Source organism: Kribbella sp. NPDC051586 (assembly GCF_044453965.1).
Taxonomy (GTDB): domain Bacteria; phylum Actinomycetota; class Actinomycetes; order Propionibacteriales; family Kribbellaceae; genus Kribbella.
In genome coordinates this window covers 789,710-812,784 of sequence record NZ_JBITDF010000001.1, presented here as the reverse complement: position 1 = coordinate 812,784, position 23,075 = coordinate 789,710, and the positions used below count along the sequence as shown (strand labels likewise).

The window sequence follows — 23,075 nt, the reverse complement described above, 5'->3', positions numbered from 1 at the left end:
CCATCCGCGCTGCCCGCGCTGCCCGCGCCACCCGCGCCACCCGCGCTGCCCGCGCTGCCCGCGCTGCCCGCGCTGCCCGCGCCACCCGCGCCACCCGCGCTGCCCGCGCCATCCGCGCTGCCCGCGCCACCCGCGCTGGCTCAAGCCAGGTGGTCGGCATCTGAGGGGTTGACCCCTCAGATTGTGGGTTGGCCCCTGGGAGTCGGGGTTCCGAACCCACCAACTGCGGGGTCAACCCCTCAGATGCGTTGGGGCTGCCGGGGGGTGGTCGCGTGACCAAGGTGGCCGAGGAGCGGGCGGCCGGGGACGGCGCTGCTCAGCCAGGACTGCCGGCGCGGTACGCCTCGTCAGTTGGTCTCGGCACGTTGTTGCAGCCGTTGAACTCGTCGATGATCGCCGTTGCCCTGGTCGCGATCGGCGCGGACTTCCACGCGGGGACCGAGACGCAGTGGCTGGTCTCCGGCCTCTACCTCGCGACTGCAGTCTCGGCTCCGACGGCCGGTCGACTGGCTGACCTGGTCGGCGCCCGGCGAGTGTTTCTCGCGGGCCTTGCTCTCGTGGCGGTCGTGTCCGCGCTGGCTCCGCTCGCGCCGAGCCTCGGGTGGCTGATCGTCGCGCGGGTGCTGCTCGGCATCGGGACCGGCGCGCAGTTCCCTTCGGGTGTCGCGATGATCCGGCGGATCGCCGACCGGCGGAAGGCCTCCGCGGTCGGCGCGCTGGGGCTGCTGTCCGTCTTCGCGCAAACCTCGGCTGCGCTCGGACCGAGTGTCGGCGGTTTCCTCGTCGGCACCTTCGACTGGCAGGCGATCTTCCTCGTCAACCTCCCGGTCGCCGCCGTCGCGGGCATCGCCGTACTCCGCCTCGTGCCCAAGGATCCGCCCCGGCCGGCAGACGACGATCGCAAGCTGTGGCGGGAGATCGACCTCGCGGGACTGGTCCTGTTCACGCTCGCGATGACTGCGCTGATGCTCGTCCTGCTTTCGCTGACGACCCATCCGAACTGGTGGTTGCTCGCGGCAGCGGTCCCGCTGACCGCTCTGTTCATTCTCTGGGAGCGCCGCTCCGCGACCCCGTTCGTCGACGTACGGCTGCTTGCCCGGAGCGCGCCGCTCTCCCTCGGCTACCTCCGCACGATGCTCACGTACGTCGCCTTCTACGCCATCTTCTACGGACTCCCCGGCTGGCTCGAGCAGGCCCGCGGCCTCGACCCGACGCGGGTCGGCCTGGTCGTCCTCCCGATCGCCACCCTCGGCGCGATCACCGTCGCGATCGCGACCAAACTCGCTCGCCACCACGGCCCGCGGCTGTTGCTGATGATCGGTTCGGCCGGCCTGCTGGGCGGGGGTGCGGCGCTGGCCTTCGGAGTTCACGCGGGTACGCCGATCGTCGTCCTCGTGCTGATCAGCGCGGTCCTCGGCGTACCGAACGGCTTCAACGGACTCGGCAACCAGCTGGCCGTCTACCGTGCCGCCCCGCCCGAGGTAGCCGGCGCGGCGGCCGGGCTGTTCCGGACCTCGCAGTACGTCGGGGCAAACCTCGCCGCGGCCGCGATCGCACTCGTCTTCGCGGGGCCGGCGACCGACGCCGGGCTGCACCGGCTCGGGCTGCTGGTCGGCGGGATTGCAACGATTCTGCTTCTGGATGTGATCTTCGTGAGAAAATCACAGTGATTCTCTATACGTAACCATCGAACGGTGATAATTTCACCGGCATGTCCGCCTCCCCGACACCCGCTGACCTGCGTGAACTGGCCATTCAGTTGGCGGTCGCGGCGGGCGAGGAGCTCCTGGCCCGTCAGCAGAGTCTCTCGATCGACGCCGCCGGTGTCGAAACCAAAACCTCGGTCAACGACCCGGTCAGCGCGGCCGACCGCGCCTCCGAGAAGCTCATCACCGACGGTCTCACGCAGGCCCGTCCCGGCGACGGACTGCTCGGTGAGGAAGGTGCTTCCCGCCCCTCGACCACCGGTCTGACCTGGGTGATCGATCCTCTCGACGGCACGGTCAACTATCTGTACGGCCGCGTCGACTGGTGCGTCTCGATCGCCGTCGAGGACGAACACGGCGCCGTCGCGGGCGTAGTCCACCAGCCCCGCACCGGCAGCACCTGGTCCGCCACCCGCGACGGAGGCGCTCACCGCCGCGACACCCCGCCATACCAAACGGTTTGGTATGCCCGCGACGACGCGCCATACCAAACGGTTTGGTATGGCGGTCGGCGGTTGGGTCCGATGCGGGAGGTCGGGTTGGAGAGCGCCCTGGTGTGCACGGGCTTCTCGTACCTGCCGGATCGTCGGGCCGAGCAGGCCGCGCTGCTGCAGGACCTGCTTCCCGCCGTACGGGACATCCGGCGCGGCGGGTCCGCGGCCCTCGACCTGTGCTCGGTCGCGGACGGTACGGCGGACGCGTACTACGAGCACCTCATCCAGCCGTGGGACGTCGCCGCCGGCGCGCTGATCGCTCGCGAGGCGGGCGCTACGGTGGTCCGCGGACCCGGAACGGCTTTCCCGCAAGGCATCCTGGCGGCCGCCCCCTCTCTGGCCGTGCCGCTTCTCGACCTGCTCACAACCCCAAGGAGGTCGGTGTGACGGTAGTAGACCTGCCGGCCCGGACGCATCCGGACGAACGAACAATTGCTGACGGCAACGATCAGCTGAAACGCCGGCGCCGGCGCGAGTACGGGCTGTTCGCCCTGCTGGTCGCGCCGAACCTGCTGGTGATCGCGGTCTTCGCGTACTGGCCGATCATCTACAACGCGTTCCTCAGCCTGACCGACTGGAACATGATCGCCGCCCGGCCGAAGTTCATCGGCCTCGCGAACTACGGCCGGACGCTGACCGACCCGGCGTTCCACAAGACCCTGTGGATCACCGTCGTCTTCACCGGCCTGATCGTGGTCGGCAGCCTGATCATCGGCCTCGCTCTGGCGTTCCTGTTCAACCTGCCGCTGAAGGGCCGGGGCGCGGTCCGGACGATCGCGTTCGCGCCGCACATCCTGTCCGGTGCCGCGGTCGCCACCATCTGGGCGTTCATCTTCGACCCGGGGTACGGCCTGATGCGGGCGCTGATCGAGCCGTTCGGCGCGGAGCCGCCGGACTGGATGAACAACTCCGACTGGGCGCTGCCCGGCCTCGTCATCGTCTACCTGTGGAAGAACGTCGGCTTCGCCGCGCTGATCTACCTGGCCGGTCTGCAGGGCCTGCCCAAGGAGCTCGACGAGGCGGCCGCGATCGACGGCGCGTCGACCTGGACGCGGTTCCGGGCGATCAAGCTGCCGTTGCTTGCCCCGATCACCTTCTTCCTGCTGATCACCACGGTGATCGGCACGTTCCAGGCCTTCGACGTGATCGCGGTGATGACCGGTGGTGGCCCTGGTGATGCCACCACCACGCTGAGCTGGTCGATCTACAACGAGGGTTTCCAGGCGTTCAACGCGGGCCGCGCGGCGACGCTGTCGATCATCATGTTCGTGATCCTGCTGGTCGTCACCACGGTGCAGGCCAAGGTGATGGAGAGGCGGGTGCATTACCGATGAAGGCGCGCGCGATTCAGTACGTCGTACTGATCGGTGTGGCGGCCGTGTTCCTCGGACCGCTGTACTGGTTGCTGTCCACGGCGTTCAAGCAGCCGAGTGAGATCTACCAATGGCCGCCGGCGTGGTGGCCGCATCTGACCTGGGAGAACTTCAGCCTGGCCTGGAAGGCCGCGCCGTTCGACCGGTTCTTCCTGAACTCCACGATCATCACCGTGGTGGGTACGGCGTTGAAGGTGATCAACGCGGTGCTGACGGCGTACGCCTTCGCCTACTTGCGATTCCCGTTCAAGAAGATCCTGTTCTTCGCGGTGCTCGGCGCGATGATGGTGCCCGGGCACGTGACGCTGCTGCCGAACTACCTGACGGTCGCGTCGCTCGGCTGGATCAACACGTACGCCGGGCTGATCATCCCCGGCATCGGGTCCGCGTTCGCGACGTTCCTGATGCGCCAGCACTTCCTCACGTTGCCGACCGAGGTGACGGACGCGGCCGCGGTCGACGGCGCCGGGCACCTGCGCACCTTGTGGCGCGTCGTCCTGCCGATGTCGCAGCCGATGCTGATCACGGTCGTGGTCATCACCGCGGTGGAGGAGTGGAACAACTTCGTCTGGCCGCTGATCGTCACCAACACCGCGTCGATGCGGACGCTGCCGGTCGGGCTGCTGATCCTCAAGGACGAGGAGGGGCTCGCCGCCTGGGGCACGATCATGGCCGGCACGTTGCTGGTGCTCGCGCCGATGCTGCTGATCTTCCTGATCGCCCAGCGCTACATCGTCGGTGGTATCACCCAGGGAGCTCTGAAGGGATGAGCATGCGACGCAGGACTTTCCTCGGAGTGACAGCCGGTCTGACGCTCGCGGGCTGCGGTTACCGGTCGGTGGATGCGGTCTATTCGCAGCCGGCCGGGACGATTCCGAAGCAGTACGCCAACCGCACGCGGGTCGTCTTCTGGTCGCCGTACGGCGGGGCGAACGGCAAGGCGGTCGACAAACTCGTTGCCAAGTTCAACGACTCGCAGGACGCCGTGTACGTCGAGACGCAGTTCCAGGGCAGCTACGACGACGTGGCGCAGAAGGTCGCGGCCGCGCTCGTCGCGAAGCAGGCGCCGGATCTCGCCGTACTGTCCGATGTCACCTGGGAGCGGTTCTTCCTGAACGACGCGCTCGAACCGCTGAACGGCTACTTCAACGACGGCTTCGGGCCTGGCGTCTACCAGGCGAAGCTGTTCGGGGAGTACGTCGTGAAGGGGCAGAGCTGGGCGGTTCCGTTCGCGCGCAGTACGCCGATCCTCTATTACAACCGCGACGCGTTCGAGAAGGCGGGGCTGCCGGACCGGGCGCCGCGGACCTGGAGCGAGCTGCGGTCGTGGGTGCCATCGCTGGCGAAGGTGCAGTCCGGCGGGCGGTCGCTCCGGACTATCGCCTTCGCGAAGATCGACGGCGACTGGCAGTTCCAGGGCAACGTGTGGCAGTTCGGCGGCGCGTATTCGCGCGGGCTGGACGTGACGATCGACGAGGCCGGCGCGGTCGCGGCGGGTGAGTGGCAGCGGTCGATGGTGCACGATCTCGGCGCGGCGTACATGGCGAGCAGCCCGAGTACGGACTTCGCCAACGGGCTGGTCGCGGTGATCCAGGAATCGACCGGCGGCATGAAATCCATCAGCAGCAAGGCGAAGTTCAAGGTCGGGGCCGGGTTCATCCCGTCCGAGGTCGCGACCGGGCTGGCGACCGGCGGTGGTGGGATCGGGATGCTGCGGAACATCTCGGACGAGCGCAAACAGGCCGCGGCGGCGTTCCTGCAGTTCCTGGCGCATCCGGAAAACTCGGCCTGGTGGACCACGCAGACCGGATACCTTCCCGTGGTGAACAAGGCCCGCGAAGACACCGAGCTGAAGAAGCTCATCGCCGACCAGCCGAACTACGGTGTCGCGATCGCGCAGCTGGAGAACGCGCGGCAGCAGGACGCGATCCGGCTCTACGGGCGGAACGCGAACGTGCAGATCTACACCGGGCTGCAGCAGATCTACGCGGACAATGCCAAACCGCAGAAGGTGTTCGGGTCGGTCGCCAAGCGGCTCGAGGCGATCGGTACCGAGGTCAAGCGGCAATACGAGGAGAAGGTGCTGTGATCATCACCGGCCACCGGGGCGCGCTCGGGACCGAACCGGAGAACACCCTGCGATCGTTCCGCCGGGCGGTCGCGGACGGTTGCGACGAGATCGAGCTCGATCTGCGGGTGACGGCCGACGGGGAGCTGGTGATCATGCACGACGCCACCGTCGACCGGACCACCTCCGGGTCGGGCGAGGTCGCTTCGCTGACGCTCGCCGAGCTCCGCGCGCTGGATGCGGGCCTCGGCGAGCAGATTCCGACCTGGTCCGAGGTGGTCGCCGCGATCGACGTCCGCTTCCAGGCGGAGGTGAAGGCCGAGGCCGCCGTACCGCTGCTGGCGCAGTCGCTGAAGGCGGACCCGTCGCTCGCGGCCCGGACGCTGGTCACGTCCTTCCACCCGGAGATCCTGCTGGCGGTCCGTGAGGCGTTCCCGGACGTGACGACCGGCCACATCTTCGGCCGTACGCCGGAGATCCCGGACGTCATCGCCCGTACCCGAGCCGCCCAGGCCAGCTGGTCCCTGTGCGGCATCGCCGGCCTGACCGCCGAGGGCGTCGCCGACCTCCACGCCGCCGGCCTGTCCGTCACCGCCTGGCCCGTCCCCGACGCCGACACCCTCACCCAGGCCGCCGCCCTCGACGTCGAAGGCATCACCACCGACAACCCCCACCTGCTCACCCCATCCCACATTCGCTGACCCTCGCCCCTGCCACACCCCGCGAGTCCCGACGCAGCGAGGTCCGCCTGGACCCCGTCCCGACTGCACCTTGAGCACCCGCCAACCGTTTCGCCTCGTCGAGGATGGTTGGCGGGTGCCCAAGGTGCAATTGGTCCGCAGGACACGACGCGATCCGGCCCCGGCGGCGCCCGGCAGTGGAGGTGTGGCGTGTGGGACTCCGCATATTCCAACGTCTGAATTTGTTCTTCCGTAGAACATAAATGTGTGATTGCCTGTCCCGCATGGGAATCAGCATCGGTGTGGCCGGCGCCGGCCAGTTCGCTCCTTCGTTCCTGCGGCTGTGGTCCGCGCACCCGGACGTGTCCGAGGTGCGGCTGACCGACGTCATCCCGGAGCGGACCGCGGAGATGGCCGCCAAACAGGGCATCGCAGTCACGCACGCGTCGTTCGAGGAGATGCTCGACTCGGACCTGGACGCGGTCGCGATCTTCACGCAGCGCTGGCTGCACGGGGAGATGGCGATCAAGGCGCTCGAGGCCGGCAAGCACGTGTACTCGACGGTCCCGATGGCGATCGAGGCGGACCAGATCGCGCGCATCATCGAGCTGGTCAAGGAGACCGGCCTGACGTACATGATGGGCGAGACCAGTTTCTACTACCCGTCCTCGGTCTACTGCCGGCAGAAGCTCGCCGAGGGCGCCTTCGGCCGGGTGTTCTACTCCGAGGGCGACTACGTCCACGACATGGACCTCGGGTTCTACGCGGCGTACCAGTACTCCGGCGGCGACGAGTGGAAGAAGACCGCGTCGTTCCCGCCGCTGCTCTACCCGACGCATGCCGTCGGCAACGTTCTCTCGGTGACCGGTCAGCACGCCACCCACGTGTCGGCGATCGGCGTCAAGGACGACCGCGGCGACGGCGTCTTCGACCAGGAGATCAGCCAGTTCGACAACGACTTCTCGAACGCGACCGCCCTGTTCAAGCTCGCCGACGGCGGGATCATGCGGACCAACGAGATGCGCCGCGTCGGGTACCCGTCGCACATCCGCGAGTCGCGGCTGCGCGTGTTCGGCACGGAGGGCAGCTTCGAGCAGCTCGCCACCACGACGCTCTGGCAGAACAAGGAAGGCGTCGAGGACGTCTCGCACCTGATGGAGACCAAGCCGAGCAGCTCACTCGACGACGCGGACCTCGCGAACGTCGACCCGGCGCTGCGCGACGCGTTCCGCTCCGGTCTGTCCCCGGTGCACGACCGCAGCCGCCTGCCGGAGGAGTTCGCCGGCATGCACAACGGTCACGAGGGCTCGCACCACTTCCTCGCCGACGACTTCGTTCGCGCGGTCGCCGACAAGACCCTCCCGCCGGTCAACGCCTGGGTCTCGGCGCGCTACACCCTCCCCGGCATCTACGCGCACCAGTCCGCCCTGCAAGGCGGCGTACAGCTCGAGATCCCCGACCACGGCGACGCGCCTGCCTAGAGGTAGTTGCTGAGCTCGATCAGGTTCCGGTCGGGGTCGCGCAAGTACACGCTGAGGATCGGTCCGGTCGCGCCGGTACGCCCGACCGGACCTTCCTCGATCTCGACGCCGTGCGCGACCAGCTCGGCTCGGACCTGGTCGATCGGCTCGTCGACGATGAAGCACAGGTCCGCCGTGCCCGGCCCGGGTCGCTCGGCCTTGGGTTCGAACTCGTGCCCGGCCTGGTGCAGGTTGATCTTGCTGCTGCCGAAGGCCAGCGCCTGCCGGCCGCCCTTGAAGGTGACCGGCGTCATCCCCAGCACCCGCCGGTAGAAGTCGACGGTCGTGTCCACATCCGCAACCGTCAGAACAAGATGATCCAGCCGATCGATGCGCACCTCACCGAGGCTACGTGACGTTTGTTGTTCAAGAACGCGACGCTCCGCTCAGGTTGCGACAGGGTAGGGCGGAACGTAGGAACGTCCTATGAGCCTGCGACGCCTGGGCCTGTCCGCCCTCTGCCTGTCCCTGACCCTCGGTGGTACGACCGCGGTCGCCACCCCGCCGGCGCAGCATCTCCCGCTCGGCCCGGACAACCTCACCGAGACCCGTGACACCCGCACCCTGCAGCCGGGTGTCACGCTGACGACGATCGTCCGCGGCCAGTCCGACGCCAACGCCGGGTGGACCGTCGAGATCGCCATCCCATCTTCTTCGCCCGATCCTGACGCTCCCGCTGCCGCGATCTCCGACCAGGCGGGCGCGAACAAGGCCGCCGGCAAGCTGCGCGCCGCCGGCCTCGACCCGCGGGTCGAGGATGTGCCGACGCCGCGGCTCGCGGACGCCGGCGGGGGCAGCCTCGGGTACCGCGTCCGGCTCGGACTGTTCGCCACCAAGGCCGAGGCCGACGCCCTGCGTACCAAGGTGATCGCGGCCGGCCTCAGCGGATCGAGCATCTACACCGGCTGGGACGGTGAGCCCGACGACATCGCCGGCTCGACCGGTCCGTGGCACGTCCAGGTCCTCACGATCGACCCGAAGACGTTCCGCGGCACGCTCGACGCGACGTACGGCTCGGACATCGAGCAGCGCGAGACCACCAGCACGCTCGCGACCCTGAGCGGTGCGACCGCCGCGATCAACGCCGGCTTCTTCGTCCTCGACCCGAAGTCCGGAGCGCCCGGCGACCCGGCCGGGATCGGCGTGTACGAGGGCCGGCTGGTCAGCGAACCCACGAACGGCCGCCCAGCCCTCGTACTCGGCCCGCGCGGTACCTCCGTCGACCGTTTCACCTGGCGCGGCGAGGTCCGCGGCGTCGGCAAGCCCCTGCCCTTGGACGGCCTGAATCGCGTACCCGGGCTGATCCGCAACTGCGGCGGTACGGCGGACGACGTACCGACCGCGAAGCCGATGCACGACACGACCTGCACCGACGCCGACGAACTGATCGCGTTCGACCCGTCGTACGGCGTCGCCACGCCGAGCGGGCCCGGCGCCGAGGTGCTCCTCGACCGCCGCGGCATCGTCACCGCGATCCGCCCGACGACCCGCGGCGGCGCGATCCCCGAAGGCGGGCGCACCGTCCAGGCGATCGGCAACCTTGTCGCGCCGTTGCTGGCTGTCTCGAAGGTCGGTCGTCCGCTGTCGGTCCGGTCGACGCTGCTCGACGATCGAGGGCGTCCGGTCGCACTGTCCCGCCGTACGACGATCGTCAACGGCGGACCGGAGCTCGTCCGCGACGGGCAGCTCCACGCGACCGCTGCCGCCGACGGGATGGTGCAGGACACCCCGAGCTTCTACTACGGCTGGGTCCACAAGCGAAACCCCCGCACCATCGCCGGCGTCGACGACCACGGCCGCACCGTCCTGATCACCGCCGACGGCCGCAACGTCAACAGCCTCGGCCTGTCCATCTCCGAGGCCGCCGCAGTAGCCAAGTCCTTCCACCTGACCGAAGCCATCAATCTCGACGGCGGCGGCTCCACCACAATGGTTGCCAACAGCAAAGTTCTGAACACCCCATCCGACGCCACCGGCGAACGCCCGGTCGGAGACGCCCTGGTAATCACGAAGTAGCCGCCGAGGGTGGGTGGGATCCTCCCCGCGTGCTACGCAGGTTCACACGCTCCCACCCCCGGCTATCGCCGGGCGACAGCTAGCTGGTTGTCCAGCGTGGAGCGGAGGTGGTGCTAGGGAGTGTCTAGGCGACGTGCAGTGGACATCTGCTGGAGACCTTGAACAAGCTATGCCGTGTCCGAGGTCTCCATCGCTTGTTCACAGTCACCTTGGAGTCGGCTGCGCAGCGCGCGGGGGGTCTCACTCGCGAACGGCGATGCGGTCCAGGTCGGTCCATGGCAGGACGCGTGCGGCGACGACGGCTCGGCCGTCGAGTTCGGCTTGGAGGAGGCGATGGATGCCGTCGAGGATGGTGAGGCGGTTGTCGGGGTGGCGTACGGCGTCCAGGGGGTGGCGGAGATCGGCAGCCACAGTGCGTTCGTACTGGGCGTGGTAGGTGACCGGATCGGCGGCGACCTGGTGTGGCGTGACCTGGAAAGGGCGGCCGTCGTACGCCCAGAACGGCAGGTCGAGGTGGTCGGCGAAAACCGCCAAGGGGAGCTCGACGACGGGCAGAGGGAGGGCGTGCAGGAGCGAGAGATCCCAATGGAAGTCGAGGATGTACGCCGTCAGCTCCGGCGGCACCGCTAGCGGGAACGGCCGGCGCGTCACTCGTAGATGCGACGCAGCCGTAGCGTCATCGAGTTCTCGATGTGTTGGGTCATCGCCTTCTCGGCACCGGCCGGATCGCCGGACGTGATCGCCTCGACCAGGGTGCGGTGTTCGGTGAGGACCTCGGGGCCGATGTCGCGGTTGTAGTGCAGCCGGAAGATGTGCAGGTGGCAGTGGGTACGCTCGAACGCGAGTCGCACCTGCTCGCTGCCGGACAGCGACGTGATCAGCGAGTGGAACCGGTTGTCGTGCGCGGTCAGCGACTTGTACCCGGCGTAGTCGATCGATGTCGGTTCGACCGCGTTCGCCAGCTCGGCCCGCAACAGCTCCCGTCCCTCGAGCGAGATCAGCTCAGCCGCCCGGCGCGCGGCCCACGGCTCCAGCAGCAGACGGAACCGGTACAGGTCGTCGAACTCCTCCAGCGTCAGCAGCGGCGTCGCGCGGTACCCCTTGAGCGGCTCCTTGACCGCCAGACCCTCCGACTCCAGCCGCGCCAGCGCCTCCCGGACCGGCGTCGACGACACCTGGAACTCCCGCGCCAGCCCGTCGATCGAGATTCGTGCGCCGGGGCGGATGACGTGGTCCATCAGCATCGTCTTGATGGCTTCGTAGACGTCGTCGGCGAGCATCTGCCGCCGCAGCACTCGCCGGTCCACCGGCGCTATCGGCTCCATCGGCCCCAACGCGTCAGCCATCAGCTGTCTCCGGAATCTGGTCGCGCCCTTGACCCCACCGGTCAGGTTTCGGCAGGGTAACACTAGTAATCATGCATCATGCACGATTCTGGCTCGAGGTAGCTACGGGAAGGCGCGAACGTATGGCGAGGTTCGAAGAGATCGGCGTTCTGCCCGAGCCCGGTGACAACGTCGCGATCGCCTCCCGGCGGCTGGAGGCCGGCACCGAGGTCGAGCTCGGCGGTACGACGGTGACGCTGCCGCACACCGTGCTCGAAGGACACCGCTTCGTGGTCGCCCCCACGAGCAGCGCCGACGCCCTGACCTCGTGGAACACCCCCTTCGCCCGCGCATCCCGCGACCTGGTCCCCGGAGACTATGTGTGTACGCCGACCAGCCTCGCCGCGGTGACTGCCCGTGGCGTGGACGGTCTGCCCGAGGTACCGAGCGCGACCAACGAGCCGCTCGACCCGTACGAGCTGGACGAGTCCGCGCTGAACTTCGGCGCGCAGGTGACCAGCGTCGAGCAGCCCGGCACGTTCCTCGGCTACCCCCGGGAGCAGGGGCCGGCCGGCACGCGCAACCACGTCGTACTGATGGCGACCAGTTCGCGCAGCAGCGGATTCGTCACCGAGCTCGCGCGGCGCTTCGACGGCGCGGCGGCCGGCGACGGCGTCGTACCGGTCGCGCACACCGAGGGCGGCGAGGACGAGGTCCCGAACAACCTGCACTTCCTGCTCGCGACCCTGGCCGGCTTCACGCTGAACCCGAACGTCGGCGCCGTACTGGTCGTCGACACCGAGGGCGACGTCGTCTCGGGCGAGGCGATCAAGAACTTCATGGCCGAGCACGACTACCCGTCGCTCAAGGTGCCGCACGCGTTCTTCAGCCGCAAGGCCGGCTTCGAGCACGACCTGACGACAGCCGGCGCGCTGATCGAGCCCTGGCTTCCGATCGTCGACGCGCAACAGCGCGAAGAGGTCCCGCTGGCGGACCTGAAGATCGCGTTGCAGTGCGGCGGGTCGGACGCGTTCTCCGGGATCTCGGCGAACCCACTGGCCGGTCAGGTCAGCGCCGAGCTGATCCGGCACGGAGGTACGGCGGTGCTCGCGGAGACCGACGAGCTGATCGGCGCCGAGCCGTACGTGCTGAACAACGTCCGCGACCTCGCGACCGCCCGCCGCTTCCTGTCGATCATCAAGTCCTTCAAGGAGCGCGTCGGCTGGCACGGCCACACCGCCGAGGGCAACCCGTCCGGCGGCAACGTGTACCGCGGGCTGTACAACATCGTGCTCAAGTCGATCGGCGCCGCCCGCAAGCTCCCGCGCGAGGTCCGCCTCGACCACGTCATCGAGTACGGCGAACCGCTGCCGGGCAGCGGCTACATCTTCATGGACAGCCCCGGCAACGATCTCGAGTCGGTAGCCGGCCAGATCGGCAGCGGCTGCAACCTGATCTTCTTCACCACCGGCAACGGCTCGATCACCAACTTCCCGTTCGTGCCCACGCTCAAGTTCGTCACGACGAGTGCCCGGTACGAGCGGTTGCACGCCGAGATGGACGTCGACGCCGGCAAGTACCTGACCGGTACGCCGATGGCCGATCTGACCGCGGAGACGTTCGACCTCACGATCCGGGTCGCGTCCGGCGAGAAGAGCGCGGGCGAACGGGCCGGCCACAGCCAGGTGTCGATCTGGCGGAACTGGAAGCAGGTCGGCCCGGTCGAGGGAATCTCGATCACCACCGACGGCCGGATGAGCCGCAAGCTGACAGACCTCCCGGTCGAGGACCGCGATGCTCCGCTCGACGGCCTGCCGCACCGCGGCCTGACGTCCGCCGAGCGCACTCCGGCTGAGCTCCTCCGGGTCGACGATCGGCTGGTGCCCGAGGCGGTCGGCCTGATCCTGCCGACCAGCCTCTGCTCCGGCCAGATCGCGCTACGCCTCGCGGCGCAGGCGGAGCTGGAGAAATGGGCCGGCGACTCGGTCACCTGGATGGTCGCCCTTCCGCACACCGAGGGCTGTGGCAGCAGTGGTGGCGCGTCCGAGGAGACGTTCGCTCGGACCATGCTCGGGTACCTCCTGCATCCGAATACCCGGATGGCGCTGTTGCTGGAGCACGGCTGCGAGAAGACCCACAACGACTACTTCCGCTCGCGGCTGGTCGAGGCCGGTGCCGATCCGTCCCGGTTCGGCTGGGCCAGCATCCAGGCGGACGGCGGTCTCGATGCCGTCGGTAACAAGGTGAAGGACTGGTTCGGCAGCTTCCAGCTGGCCGCTCCGGTCGAGGAGCGTGGGGATCTCGGCGCGCTGACCGTCGGACTCGAAGCGCGGGGTCCGCTGTCGGCGGCGACGGCCGAGGCGTTCGCGTTGATCGGCCGCGAGATCGTCGGCTCCGGCGGGTCCGTCGTACTGTCGTCGCGCGGCGCCCTGCTTGCGAACGACGGCTTCCGTACGGCGGCGTTCGGGTCGGCCGATGCGGCCGGACCGACCGTCGCGCACGGGCAGCGGTTCGCCGAGCCGGGCTGGCACGTGATGCGGATGCCGGGCACCGACTGGATGGAGACCGCGACCGGGTTCGGTGCGACCGGGGTCCAGCAGATCCTCGCGCATGTTGCCGGCGGCACCTTGTCGGCCCAGCGGTTCGTCCCGGTGGTTGAGTTCAGCAACGACCCGGAGACGGTCGCGACGTACGGCGACGACCTCGACGCGGTCGCCACCGGCGACGCGGCCGAGCAGGCGCGGATCGGGCTCGACACCGTCGCCGCGGTCGCCGGCCGCCGGCTCGTCCCCAAAGCTGTTGCCTCCGGCAATGTTGGTTTCCAGATCACCCGTGGTCTGCTCGGCACCTCGATGTAACTGTGCGTTCAGAAATGAAAGGCTCGTCAATGCACCTCGTCCGTTATCTGTCCCCGGTCGACGGCCGTCCGATCGCCGGTGTCCGCACCGGTGACACCGTGGCGTCGCTCCCCGGAATCAACACCTTCGCGGAGCTGCTGCAGCTCTCGCTCGACGACCTGCGGGCGGCAGTCGGCAAGCTGGGGGAGGCTGAGCCGGCCGAAGGGCTGAAGTTCCTGCCGCCGCTCGACGGCCGTGGCGAGGTGTGGTGCGCGGGCGTGACGTACGAGCGGTCGCGCGGCGCCCGGATGGAGGAGAGCTCCGAGCAGTCGGTGTACGACAAGGTCTACAGCGCCGACCGTCCGGAGCTGTTCCAGAAGGCGCCGGCCTGGCGGGTCGTGGTGAACGGTGAGCCGGTCGGGATCCGGTCGGATTCCGGCCACGACGTACCGGAGCCGGAGCTGGCGGTCGTTGCCAACAGCCACGGTGAGATCGTGGGGTTCACGGTCTGCAACGACATGAGTTCGCGCTCGATCGAGGGCGTCAACCCGCTGTACGTACCGCAGGCGAAGCTGTTCGCTGGTGGATGCTCGCTGGCGTCGGGGATCCGGCCGGTGTGGGAGGTCTCCGATCCGAAGAACCTCGGGATCCGGCTGGTGATCGAGCGTGACGGCGCGGAGGTCTTCTCGGACACCACGACGACGGCGAAGCTGGTGCGGGAGCTGCAGGACCTGGTCGACGTGCTGTTCCTGCCGAACGACTTTCCCGACGGCGTCATCCTCGCGACCGGCACCGGCATCGTCCCGGAGCTCGACTTCGCGCTGGCCCCGGGCGACGTCATCACGATCACCATCGACGAGGTCGGCACCCTCACGAATACCGTGGCAGTAGGCCGGGAACCGTTCGCGTTCCTCGCAACCGACAACCTGGAGGGAATCCGATGACGCACGACACCACGCCCGCCGAGCTCGAGCAGGCGCTGGCGGCCGCGGCGGCCGCCGCTCCCGCGTTCGGTGCGTCCGAGCCGGCCGTCCGGGCCGGGTGGATCCGCGCTGTCGCGGACGCGTTGGATGCGGCGTCCGACGAGCTGGTGCCGATTGCGATCCGTGAGAGTTCGTTGCCGCAGGCCCGGTTGACCGGTGAGGTTGCCCGTAGCACCGGACAGCTGCGGATGTTCGCCGACGTGCTCGAAGAAGGCTCGTTGCTCGAGGTCGTCATCGACACCGCCGACGCGCAGGCCAAGCCGGTACCTCGACCGGACCTCCGCCGTGTGCTGGTCCCGCTCGGGCCGGTCCTGGTGTTCGCTGCCAGCAACTTCCCGTTCGCGTTCAGCGTGTGCGGCGGCGACACCGCCTCCGCACTCGCGGCCGGCTGCCCGGTCATTGTCAAGGCGCACCCGGGGCACCCGGAGCTGTCCGCGCGGACCGCCGAGGTGATGATCGAGGCACTCAAGGCCGCCGGAGCACCGGATGGAGCGTTCGGCCTGATCGCGGGCTTCGACGTGGGCGTCACGGCGCTGAAGGACCCGCGCATCACCGCGGCCGGCTTCACCGGTTCGGTCCCGGCCGGCAAGGCGTTGCACGAGATCGCGGTCACCCGTCCGGAGCCGATCCCGTTCTACGGCGAGCTCGGCAGCCTGAACCCGGTCTTCGTCACCCAGGCCGCGATCGATGCCCGCGGCAAGGACATCGCCACCGGGTACGTCGGCTCGTTCACCCTCGGCGTCGGGCAGTTCTGCACCAAGCCCGGGTTGCTCTTCCTGCCGGCCGGCCACGGTCTGCGGGAGCAGCTCGCCGAGGCGGTCGGCGGGGTCGCCGAGGCTCCGATGCTCAACGACCGCATCAAGGGCGGCTTCAGCTCCGGCCTCGACCGACTCGAGAAGGTCGACGGCCTTCGCGTCTGGTCGACCGGCGCCGCGACGTTGCTGCAGACAACGGTCACCGAGCTGCTCGCCCGCCGTGACGAGATCCTCGAGGAGTGCTTCGGGCCCGTCTCCATCGTCGTCGAGTACGACGGCGTCGACCAGCTGACAACGGCTGTCGAAGCGTTCGAAGGCAATCTGACCGCGACCCTGCACGCCGAGGACGAAGACGCCGGCCTGGCCCGCGAACTCCTCCCGCTGCTGACCGCCCGCGCAGGTCGCGTCCTCTGGAACGGCTGGCCCACGGGCGTCGCCGTCTCCTGGGCGCAGCACCACGGCGGCCCCTTCCCGTCAACGGTCGGCTCGATCCACACCAGCGTCGGCGTGACCGCCGCGCGGCGGTTCCAGCGGCCGGTGGCGTACCAGGACGCTCCGGATGCGGTGCTCCCCGGCGTACTGAAGGACTCGAACCCGGCCGGCATCAGCCGCCGGGTGAACGGAACCGTGACCACAGGTGAGGTGTCGCGATGACTGATGTACCTCCGACCAACGACCCGGCCGAGGGCGAAGTCCTGGCCGGTGAATCGGCGCCGGCTTCGAGCGGGCGACGGAGTTTCGACCACTGGTTCGGGGAGCACGGCCGCAACGGGTTCATCCACCGGTCGTGGATGAAGTCGCAGGGCTTCTCCGAGGAGGCCTTCGACGGCCGCCCGGTGATCGGGATCTGCAACACCTGGTCCGAGCTCACGCCGTGCAATTCGCACCTGCGCCGGCTCGCCGACTCGGTCAAACGCGGCGTCTGGCAGGCCGGCGGGTTCCCGCTGGAGTTCCCGGTCATGTCGCTCGGCGAGACGTTGCTGCGGCCGACCGCCATGCTGTTCCGCAACCTGCTCAGCATGGACGTCGAGGAATCGCTGCGCGGCAACCCGCTCGACGGTGTGGTGCTGCTGACCGGCTGCGACAAGACGACGCCCGGCTCGATCATGGGCGCCGCCAGCGTCGACCTGCCGACGATCGTCGTCACCGGCGGTCCGATGTTGAACGGTAAATTCCGCGGCTGCGACATCGGCTCCGGTACGGCGGTCTGGCGCTTCACCCAGGACCTCAACGCGGGCCGGATGTCAGCTGAGGACTTCGCCGCGGCCGAGGCCGGCCAGTCGCGCAGCAACGGCCACTGCATGACCATGGGCACGGCGTCGACGATGGCCTGTATGGCCGAGGCGCTCGGTCTGCAGCTGACCGGCGGCGCGGCCATCCCCGCCGTCGACTCCCGCCGGTACGTGGTCGCCCAGAAGTCCGGGCAGCGGATCGTCGAGATGGTGAAGGAAGACCTCAAGATCAGCGACATCCTCACCCGGGACGCCTTCGCGAACGCCGTCCGGTCGAACGCCGCGATCGGCGGCTCGACGAACTTCGTCATCCACCTGCTCGCGATCGCCGGCCGGGTCGGCGTCGACGTGACGCTGGACGACATCGACGAGTGGGCGCGCGGCGTCCCGTGGCTGGTCGACCTGCAGCCGTCGGGCAAGTACCTGATGGAGGACTTCTACTACGCAGGCGGTCTGCCGGCGGTACTGAAGGAGATCCTGCCGCTGCTCAAGACCGACTCGATCACGGTCACCGGCAAGACCATCGGCGAGAACGTCGCGAACGCCGAACGGATCGAGGCGACGTACCCCGGCGGTGCTCCGGGCAGTCCGACGTACGCCGTGATCCGGCCGGTCGGCGATCCGCTCGGCAGCGGCGCGGGGACCGCCGTACTGAAGGGGAATCTCGCGCCGGACGGGGCGGTCATCAAGCAGTCGGCCGCGTCCGAGCGGCTGTCGCGGCACCGCGGCAAGGCGCTGGTGTTCAGCAGCATCGAGGACTACGACAAGGCGGTCGAAGACCCGGATCTGGACGTCGACGAGGACACCGTGCTGGTGCTGCAGAACGCCGGCCCGCGCGGGTATCCGGGGATGCCCGAGGTCGGCAACATGACGATCCCGCGCAAGCTCGCCGAGATCGGCGTCGACGACATGGTGCGGATCTCGGACGCCAGGATGAGCGGTACGGCGTACGGGACCGTCGTCCTGCACGTGACGCCGGAGGCGGCCGTCGGTGGGCCGCTGGCGTTGGTGCGGACCGGTGACTGGATCGAGCTCGACGTACCGGCTCGACGCCTGCATCTGGACGTGCCGGACGAGGAGCTGGAGAAGCGGCGAGCCGACTGGCAGCCGCCTACGCCGCCGACAGACCGCGGCTGGGCCCGCCTGTACGTGGACCACGTGACCCAGGCCAACCAGGGCTGCGACCTCGACTTCCTGGTCGGGCGCACCGGGTCGGCCGTCGCGCGACAGAGTCACTGATGAACTGGGGACCATTCGAAGCGGTCCGCGGGCTTCGGCCGGACGGCGTTCTTCCGCAGGTGACGCCGATCCGGCGGATCCTGTCGGAGTTGCAGACCTCGGCCGATCCGTACGCCGACGCGCAGTCCGCGCTCGAGCCGCTCCGGGCCCGGATCCAGCCCGACGCCCGGATTGCAGTGACGGCCGGCAGCCGGGGCATTCGCGATCTGGTGCCGGTGGTCAAGGCGGCCGTGGACTGGTTGAAGTCGGTCGGGGCCGCGCCGTTCGTGATCCCGGCGATGGGGTCGCACGGCGGCGCGACCGCGGACGGGCAGCGTGAGATGCTCGCCGGGCTCGGTATCACGCCGGAGTCCGTCGGCTGCCCAATCGAGGCGACGATGGAGACCCTGGTCGTCGGCACCTTGGACGACGGCACCGAGATCCACCACGACGCGATCGCGGCGAAGGCCGACGGTGTACTGCTGGTGAACCGCGTCAAACCGCACACCGACTTCCACGGACAGATCGAGAGCGGGATCGCGAAGATCCTCGCGATCGGCCTCGGCAACCATCGGGGCGCGGCCTCGCTGCACGCCGGCGGCATCCCGTCCCTCGGCGGCAACATCGAGGCGGCGGCCCGGATGGTCGTTGCACAGGGCAAGATCCTCGGCGGTCTCGCGATCCTGGAGAATTCCCTCGACCAGACCGCGTCGGTCGAGCTCGTCGAGGCCGACGGAATCGCCGGCGCGGCCGAGAATGCCTTGCTGCAAAGGGCTTCCAGCATGCTTGGCCGGCTGCCCTTCGAGAAGCTCGACGTACTGGTGATCGACGAGCTGGGCAAGGACAAGTCCGGCGCCGGGATGGATACCAACGTGATCGGCCGGTGCTGGGTGCACGGGATCCCGGAGTTCGAATCGCCGTCGATCGCCGCGATCAGCGTGCATTCGTTGACGCCGGCCTCGCACGGCAACGCGTCCGGGCTCGGCCTGGCCGACGTCGTCCCGGCCCGGCTGCTGGAGCAGATCGACCTGCGGGCGAGCTACGTGAACGCGCTCACCTCCGGGGCCGGCGGTGCGCGTCGTTCCCGGCTGCCGATGGTGATGGAGGACGACGAGGCCGCCGTACTCGCGGCCGTGACGATGTGCGGGCGACGGCACTGGTCCGAGCTGCGGCTGGCGCGGATCAAGGACACCCTGTCGCCGCACGAACTGATGGTGACGCCGGCTCTGCTGGACGAGGCGGCCGAGCGTTTCGACCTGGAGATCACCGGTACGGCGCGGGAACTGACGTCGGCCGGGCGCCTCGGACCATGGAGCGAGAGATGAACCTTCGCGAAGCACGTGCCCTGCTCGCCGATCGGGGCTTCGGGCCGGGGGACACCTCGGCCCGGACGTTCCCGGACGGTTCGCCGTACAAGGTGGAGATCCCGTCCTGCGAAGGGCCGCGGGTGATGACCGCGGTGCTGGAGGAGGCGAAGTCGCGCGGCATCACGATCGACCGGGTGTCGCAGGGCAGCGGCGTGATGATGCTGACCGACGGCGAGATCGAGGAGATGCTCTCGCTCGGCGCGTCCTCGGGGGTCGAGGTCTGCCTGTTCCTCGGGCCGCGCGGTTCGTGGGACATCGGCGGTCAGGCCAAGGTCTCGGCCGCGGTCGGCGGTGTTGCGCGGGGCAACGACCAGGTCGCGGCCTCGCTGTGCGACGCGTTCCGGGCGGTCGAGCTCGGCGTCCGCAGTCTGCTCGTCGGCGACATCGGTGTGCTGGAGATCATGGGCCGCTTGAAGGTTGAGGGCGAGCTGCCTGCGGATCTGGTGTTGAAGACCTCGGTGCTGATGCCGTTGCCGAACGCACCGACCGCGCAGCTGTACGAGCGTCTCGGGGCGACCAGCCTGAACGTGTCCACGGACCTGCCGGTGCCGGTACTTGCGGAGATCCGCTCGGTCACGACGGTGCCGATCGACATGTACATCGAGGTCCCCGACGACCAGGGCGGCCACGTCCGTTTCTACGACGTACCGGAGATCGTCCGCGTCGCGGCCCCCGTCTACCTGAAGATGGGCCTGCGCAACGCGCCGAACATCTATCCGGTCGGTGCCCACCTGGCCGGCACGGCGGAAGCGCTCGGCCGTGAGCGTGTCCGGCGGGCGGAGTTGATCCTGCGGCTGCTCGCCGAGCAGGATGAGGCATGAGCGATGCGCTGGTAGCCCGGCTCCGGTCAGCGCTGGGTGACAGCGCGGTCGTCGACGATCCCGATGTGCTGGACAGTCATCGACACGACCACGCGACGTTCTCGCCGGCCGGAGTGCCGCGCCTGCTCGTGCGACCCGCGTCGACGTCCGAGGTTGTCGAGGTCCTGCAGGCCGCCGGAGCTTCCGGAGTGCCGGTTGTCACCCAAGGTGCGCGGACCGGGCTGTCCGGGGCGGCCAACGCCATCGACGGGTGTCTGTTGCTGTCGACCGCGCGGATGAACCGGATCCTCGAGGTCTCGGTCGAGGACCAGGTCGCGGTGGTGCAGCCAGGTGTCGTGAACGCCGATCTCTCGCGGGCAGTGCTGGAGCAGGATCTCTTCTATCCGCCGGACCCGTCGTCGTGGGAGATGTCCACGATCGGCGGCAACATCGCGACCAATGCGGGCGGACTGTGCTGTGTGAAGTACGGCGTCACGTCGGACTTCGTGCGCGCCGTCGAGGTGGTGCTGGCGTCGGGCGAGGTCGTTCGCACCGGCCGGCGGGCGGCGAAGGGTGTCGCCGGGTACGACCTGACGCGGTTGATCGTGGGGTCGGAGGGCACGCTGGGCGTCGTGACCGAGGCGACACTGGCGTTGCGTCCGGCGCCGGAGGCCGCGCTGACCGCGGCGGCCACGTTCCGCTCGATCGAGGACGGGATCGCGGCCGCGGCGGCGGTGATGGCGTCGGGGCTGCGGCCTTCGTTGCTGGAGTTCCTGGATCAGCCGACGCTGCGGGCGATCCAGAACTATCGCGACATGGGTCTCCCGGAGGATGTCGGCTCGATGCTGCTCGCGCAGTCCGATCGCGGGCCGCGCGCAGCCGATGACGTGGCGCGGATCGCCGCGATCTGTGCCGAGCACGGCGCGATCGAGGTCGCGGAAGCCTCGGACGTCGAGGAGTCGCGGATGCTGCTCGAGGCGCGCCGGCTGGTGAACTCCGCGCTCGAGCCGCTCGGGACGACGTTGATCGACGACGTCTCCGTACCACGTTCGCAGTTGGTCGCCTTGCTGCGAGGGATCGCCGAGATCGGTGCGAAGTACCAGGTGCTGATTTGTTGCCCAGGGCACGTAGGTGACGGGAACATGCATCCGACGGTGGTCTTCGACCGCAATGACCCGGCGGCGGAGGCGCGAGCGCTGGAGGCGTTCAGCGCCGTGATGGAGCTGGGTCTTCGCCTCGGCGGCACGATCACCGGCGAGCACGGCATCGGCACTCTCAAGGCCAGCTGGCTGGAGACCGAACTAGGGCCGGTCGGCCTCGAGCTCCACCGGCGGATCAAGCGCGCCTTCGACCCGGACAACCTCCTCAACCCAGGGAAGGTCCTGCTGTGATCGATCCGTCCGACGTGCGCCCGTCGCCCCGGCAGGTCGCCTGGCAGCGGCAGGAGCTGACCGCCTTCGTGCATTTCGGTCCGAACACCTTCACGGATCTGGAGTGGGGGACCGGTGTGGACGATCCGGCGGTGTTCGACCCGTCGGAGCTGGATTGCGCTCAGTGGGTCGAGACCTTGGTTGCCGCTGGGTTCAAGAGTGTGATTCTGACGGCCAAGCACCACGACGGCTTCTGTCTGTGGCCGAGCAAGTACCTCCCGCATACCGTTGCCGCGAGCCCGTATTCCGGCGATGTCGTGGCGGAGCTGTCGGCTGCCTGTCAGTCGGCGGGCCTTGGTTTCGGGGTCTATCTGTCGCCGGCGGATCTGTACCAGGAGAAGGCGCCGGGCGGGTACTACGGCAATGGCAGCCCCGCGATCGAGTCGCGCATCGGGGAGCTCACCTACACCGTCGACGACTACAACCGCTTCTACCTGAACCAGTTGCACGAGCTGCTGACTTCCTACGGGCCGATCGCCGAAGTATGGCTCGACGGGGCGAATCCGACGAGCAGCGCGCAGACCTACGCGTACGACGCCTGGTTCGATCTGATTCGGCGGCTCGCGCCCGATGCGACCATCGCGATCGGTGGGCCGGATGTGCGATGGGTCGGCAACGAGGAGGGGTTCGCGCGGGAGACCGAGTGGAGCGTCGTTCCGTTCGCGGGCGGGGAGATGGTGGCCGCGCAGACGTCGCCTTCTGTTGCCGGGCCCGATGAGTTGGCGCGGGCCGACGAGCTGCGGTGGTACCCGGCCGAGGTCGACGTGTCGATCCGGCCGGGGTGGTTCTATCACGCGTCCGAGGACGCGGCGGTGAAGTCGGTGCCGGAGCTGCTGGACATCTATCGCAAGTCGGTCGGTCGCAACGCCGTACTGCTGCTGAACATTCCGCCGGATCGGCGTGGGCTGTTCGCGCCGCCGGATGTCGCTGCGCTGCTGGAGTTCGGGGAGGCGGTACGCGAGTACTACGGGACCGATCTGGTGCTGCCGGCAACGATCAACGTGCTGGACCTCCGCGAGAACATCGAGGCCGGGCAGCAGGTGGAGTCCTTCGCCGTCGACGCGCTGCTCGACGGGTCGTGGACCGAGATCGCCCGCGGTACGACGATCGGCCATCGCCGTCTGCTGACGCTGCCCGCCCCGATCGTGCCCACCGACGTACGCGTCCGAATCCTGTCCAGCCGGGCCGAAGTGCCGGTCTCGCTGTCCGTGCACTTCGACCCGACGCTGTGAGTTTCCCCGGACCCGGAGTCTTGCTGGGTTCGATCGCTT

The 23,075-nt window shown here is 68.9% G+C and carries 19 protein-coding genes; 16 read left to right on the top strand and 3 right to left on the bottom strand.

The features are described 5' to 3' along the window. The first annotated feature begins 272 nt into the window (after positions 1–272). From ACIA58_RS04030 to ACIA58_RS04000, 7 genes are all read left to right on the top strand, one after another. Positions 273–1,670: an MFS transporter gene (locus tag ACIA58_RS04030; protein ID WP_396402095.1), complete on the top strand. Its 1,398-nt coding sequence runs from the start codon at positions 273–275 to the stop codon at positions 1,668–1,670. Between the two features lie 41 nt (positions 1,671–1,711). After that, positions 1,712–2,587, top strand: a complete 876-nt coding sequence (locus ACIA58_RS04025) for an inositol monophosphatase family protein (RefSeq protein WP_396402094.1) — start codon at positions 1,712–1,714, stop codon at positions 2,585–2,587. After that, a complete protein-coding gene (locus tag ACIA58_RS04020; protein ID WP_396402093.1) occupies positions 2,584–3,534 on the top strand; it encodes a carbohydrate ABC transporter permease in 951 nt (316 codons plus the stop codon). The genes ACIA58_RS04025 and ACIA58_RS04020 overlap by 4 nt, the downstream gene beginning before the upstream one ends. After that, positions 3,531–4,343 (top strand): carbohydrate ABC transporter permease, encoded by an 813-nt coding sequence (locus tag ACIA58_RS04015; RefSeq protein WP_396402092.1) that lies wholly within the window; start codon positions 3,531–3,533, stop codon positions 4,341–4,343. The genes ACIA58_RS04020 and ACIA58_RS04015 overlap by 4 nt, the downstream gene beginning before the upstream one ends. Before the next feature lie 2 nt (positions 4,344–4,345). After that, positions 4,346–5,662, top strand: coding sequence for an ABC transporter substrate-binding protein (locus ACIA58_RS04010; protein WP_396402091.1), 1,317 nt, complete (start codon positions 4,346–4,348; stop codon positions 5,660–5,662). Further along, on the top strand, positions 5,659–6,342 hold the full coding sequence (locus tag ACIA58_RS04005; protein WP_396402090.1) for a glycerophosphodiester phosphodiesterase: 684 nt from the start codon (positions 5,659–5,661) through the stop codon (positions 6,340–6,342). The genes ACIA58_RS04010 and ACIA58_RS04005 overlap by 4 nt, the downstream gene beginning before the upstream one ends. 263 nt (positions 6,343–6,605) lie before the next feature. Next, on the top strand, positions 6,606–7,802 hold the full coding sequence (locus tag ACIA58_RS04000) for a Gfo/Idh/MocA family protein (protein ID WP_396402089.1): 1,197 nt from the start codon (positions 6,606–6,608) through the stop codon (positions 7,800–7,802). Here the strand turns inward: ACIA58_RS04000 and ACIA58_RS03995 are convergent. After that, positions 7,799–8,179, bottom strand: coding sequence for a VOC family protein (locus tag ACIA58_RS03995; protein ID WP_396402088.1), 381 nt, complete (start codon positions 8,177–8,179; stop codon positions 7,799–7,801). The genes ACIA58_RS04000 and ACIA58_RS03995 overlap by 4 nt on opposite strands. Before the next feature lie 88 nt (positions 8,180–8,267). Here ACIA58_RS03995 and ACIA58_RS03990 point away from each other — a divergent pair, with 88 nt between their 5' ends. After that, on the top strand, positions 8,268–9,857 hold the full coding sequence (locus tag ACIA58_RS03990; protein ID WP_396402087.1) for a phosphodiester glycosidase family protein: 1,590 nt from the start codon (positions 8,268–8,270) through the stop codon (positions 9,855–9,857). Positions 9,858–10,097: 240 nt separating this feature from the next. Here the strand turns inward: ACIA58_RS03990 and ACIA58_RS03985 are convergent, their stop codons facing one another. Together ACIA58_RS03985 and ACIA58_RS03980 are read right to left on the bottom strand one after the other, a co-directional pair. Next, positions 10,098–10,508 carry a hypothetical protein gene (locus tag ACIA58_RS03985; RefSeq protein ID WP_396402086.1) on the bottom strand — a complete coding sequence of 137 codons (411 nt, stop codon included), beginning with the start codon at positions 10,506–10,508 and terminating at the stop codon, positions 10,098–10,100. Continuing rightward, positions 10,505–11,203 carry a GntR family transcriptional regulator gene (locus tag ACIA58_RS03980; protein ID WP_396402085.1) on the bottom strand — a complete coding sequence of 233 codons (699 nt, stop codon included), beginning with the start codon at positions 11,201–11,203 and terminating at the stop codon, positions 10,505–10,507. Before ACIA58_RS03980 ends, ACIA58_RS03985 begins: the two co-directional genes overlap by 4 nt. A gap of 122 nt (positions 11,204–11,325) precedes the next feature. Here ACIA58_RS03980 and ACIA58_RS03975 point away from each other — a divergent pair, with 122 nt between their 5' ends. The 8 genes from ACIA58_RS03975 to ACIA58_RS03940 are packed head-to-tail and all read left to right on the top strand — an operon-like array spanning position 11,326 to position 23,036. Next, positions 11,326–14,040 (top strand): UxaA family hydrolase, encoded by a 2,715-nt coding sequence (locus ACIA58_RS03975; protein WP_396402084.1) that lies wholly within the window; start codon positions 11,326–11,328, stop codon positions 14,038–14,040. Between the two features lie 29 nt (positions 14,041–14,069). Then, positions 14,070–14,963 carry a fumarylacetoacetate hydrolase family protein gene (locus ACIA58_RS03970; RefSeq protein ID WP_396402083.1) on the top strand — a complete coding sequence of 298 codons (894 nt, stop codon included), beginning with the start codon at positions 14,070–14,072 and terminating at the stop codon, positions 14,961–14,963. Continuing rightward, entirely contained in the window at positions 14,960–16,411 is a 1,452-nt protein-coding gene (locus tag ACIA58_RS03965) for an aldehyde dehydrogenase (NADP(+)) (protein WP_396402082.1), read from the top strand. The genes ACIA58_RS03970 and ACIA58_RS03965 overlap by 4 nt, the downstream gene beginning before the upstream one ends. Further along, the gene (locus tag ACIA58_RS03960; RefSeq protein WP_396402081.1) at positions 16,408–18,228 is read left to right on the top strand and encodes an IlvD/Edd family dehydratase; all 1,821 of its coding nucleotides are present in this window, start codon (positions 16,408–16,410) and stop codon (positions 18,226–18,228) included. Before ACIA58_RS03965 ends, ACIA58_RS03960 begins: the two co-directional genes overlap by 4 nt. Beyond that, on the top strand, positions 18,228–19,532 hold the full coding sequence (locus tag ACIA58_RS03955; protein WP_396402080.1) for a DUF2088 domain-containing protein: 1,305 nt from the start codon (positions 18,228–18,230) through the stop codon (positions 19,530–19,532). The genes ACIA58_RS03960 and ACIA58_RS03955 overlap by 1 nt, the downstream gene beginning before the upstream one ends. Further along, entirely contained in the window at positions 19,529–20,395 is an 867-nt protein-coding gene (locus ACIA58_RS03950; protein WP_396402079.1) for a U32 family peptidase, read from the top strand. The genes ACIA58_RS03955 and ACIA58_RS03950 overlap by 4 nt, the downstream gene beginning before the upstream one ends. Further along, the gene (locus tag ACIA58_RS03945) at positions 20,392–21,765 is read left to right on the top strand and encodes an FAD-binding oxidoreductase (protein ID WP_396402078.1); all 1,374 of its coding nucleotides are present in this window, start codon (positions 20,392–20,394) and stop codon (positions 21,763–21,765) included. Before ACIA58_RS03950 ends, ACIA58_RS03945 begins: the two co-directional genes overlap by 4 nt. Then, positions 21,762–23,036, top strand: a complete 1,275-nt coding sequence (locus tag ACIA58_RS03940; protein WP_396402077.1) for an alpha-L-fucosidase — start codon at positions 21,762–21,764, stop codon at positions 23,034–23,036. Before ACIA58_RS03945 ends, ACIA58_RS03940 begins: the two co-directional genes overlap by 4 nt. Positions 23,037–23,075: the final 39 nt, after the last annotated feature.

Bases quoted from the DNA above. Each gene is read 5' to 3' on its own strand.
- ACIA58_RS04010 (WP_396402091.1), top strand. From the start codon at position 4,346: ATGCGACGCAGGACTTTCCTCGGAGTGACAGCCGGTCTGACGCTCGCG.
- ACIA58_RS03955 (WP_396402080.1), top strand. From the start codon at position 18,228: ATGAACTGGGGACCATTCGAAGCGGTCCGCGGGCTTCGGCCGGACGGC.
- ACIA58_RS03960 (WP_396402081.1), top strand. From the start codon at position 16,408: ATGACTGATGTACCTCCGACCAACGACCCGGCCGAGGGCGAAGTCCTG.
- ACIA58_RS04000 (WP_396402089.1), top strand. From the start codon at position 6,606: ATGGGAATCAGCATCGGTGTGGCCGGCGCCGGCCAGTTCGCTCCTTCG.
- ACIA58_RS03975 (WP_396402084.1), top strand. From the start codon at position 11,326: ATGGCGAGGTTCGAAGAGATCGGCGTTCTGCCCGAGCCCGGTGACAAC.
- ACIA58_RS04025 (WP_396402094.1), top strand. From the start codon at position 1,712: ATGTCCGCCTCCCCGACACCCGCTGACCTGCGTGAACTGGCCATTCAG.
- ACIA58_RS03945 (WP_396402078.1), top strand. From the start codon at position 20,392: ATGAGCGATGCGCTGGTAGCCCGGCTCCGGTCAGCGCTGGGTGACAGC.
- ACIA58_RS03950 (WP_396402079.1), top strand. From the start codon at position 19,529: ATGAACCTTCGCGAAGCACGTGCCCTGCTCGCCGATCGGGGCTTCGGG.
- ACIA58_RS03980 (WP_396402085.1), bottom strand. From the start codon at position 11,203: ATGGCTGACGCGTTGGGGCCGATGGAGCCGATAGCGCCGGTGGACCGG.
- ACIA58_RS04015 (WP_396402092.1), top strand. From the start codon at position 3,531: ATGAAGGCGCGCGCGATTCAGTACGTCGTACTGATCGGTGTGGCGGCC.
- ACIA58_RS03990 (WP_396402087.1), top strand. From the start codon at position 8,268: ATGAGCCTGCGACGCCTGGGCCTGTCCGCCCTCTGCCTGTCCCTGACC.
- ACIA58_RS03965 (WP_396402082.1), top strand. From the start codon at position 14,960: ATGACGCACGACACCACGCCCGCCGAGCTCGAGCAGGCGCTGGCGGCC.
- ACIA58_RS03970 (WP_396402083.1), top strand. From the start codon at position 14,070: ATGCACCTCGTCCGTTATCTGTCCCCGGTCGACGGCCGTCCGATCGCC.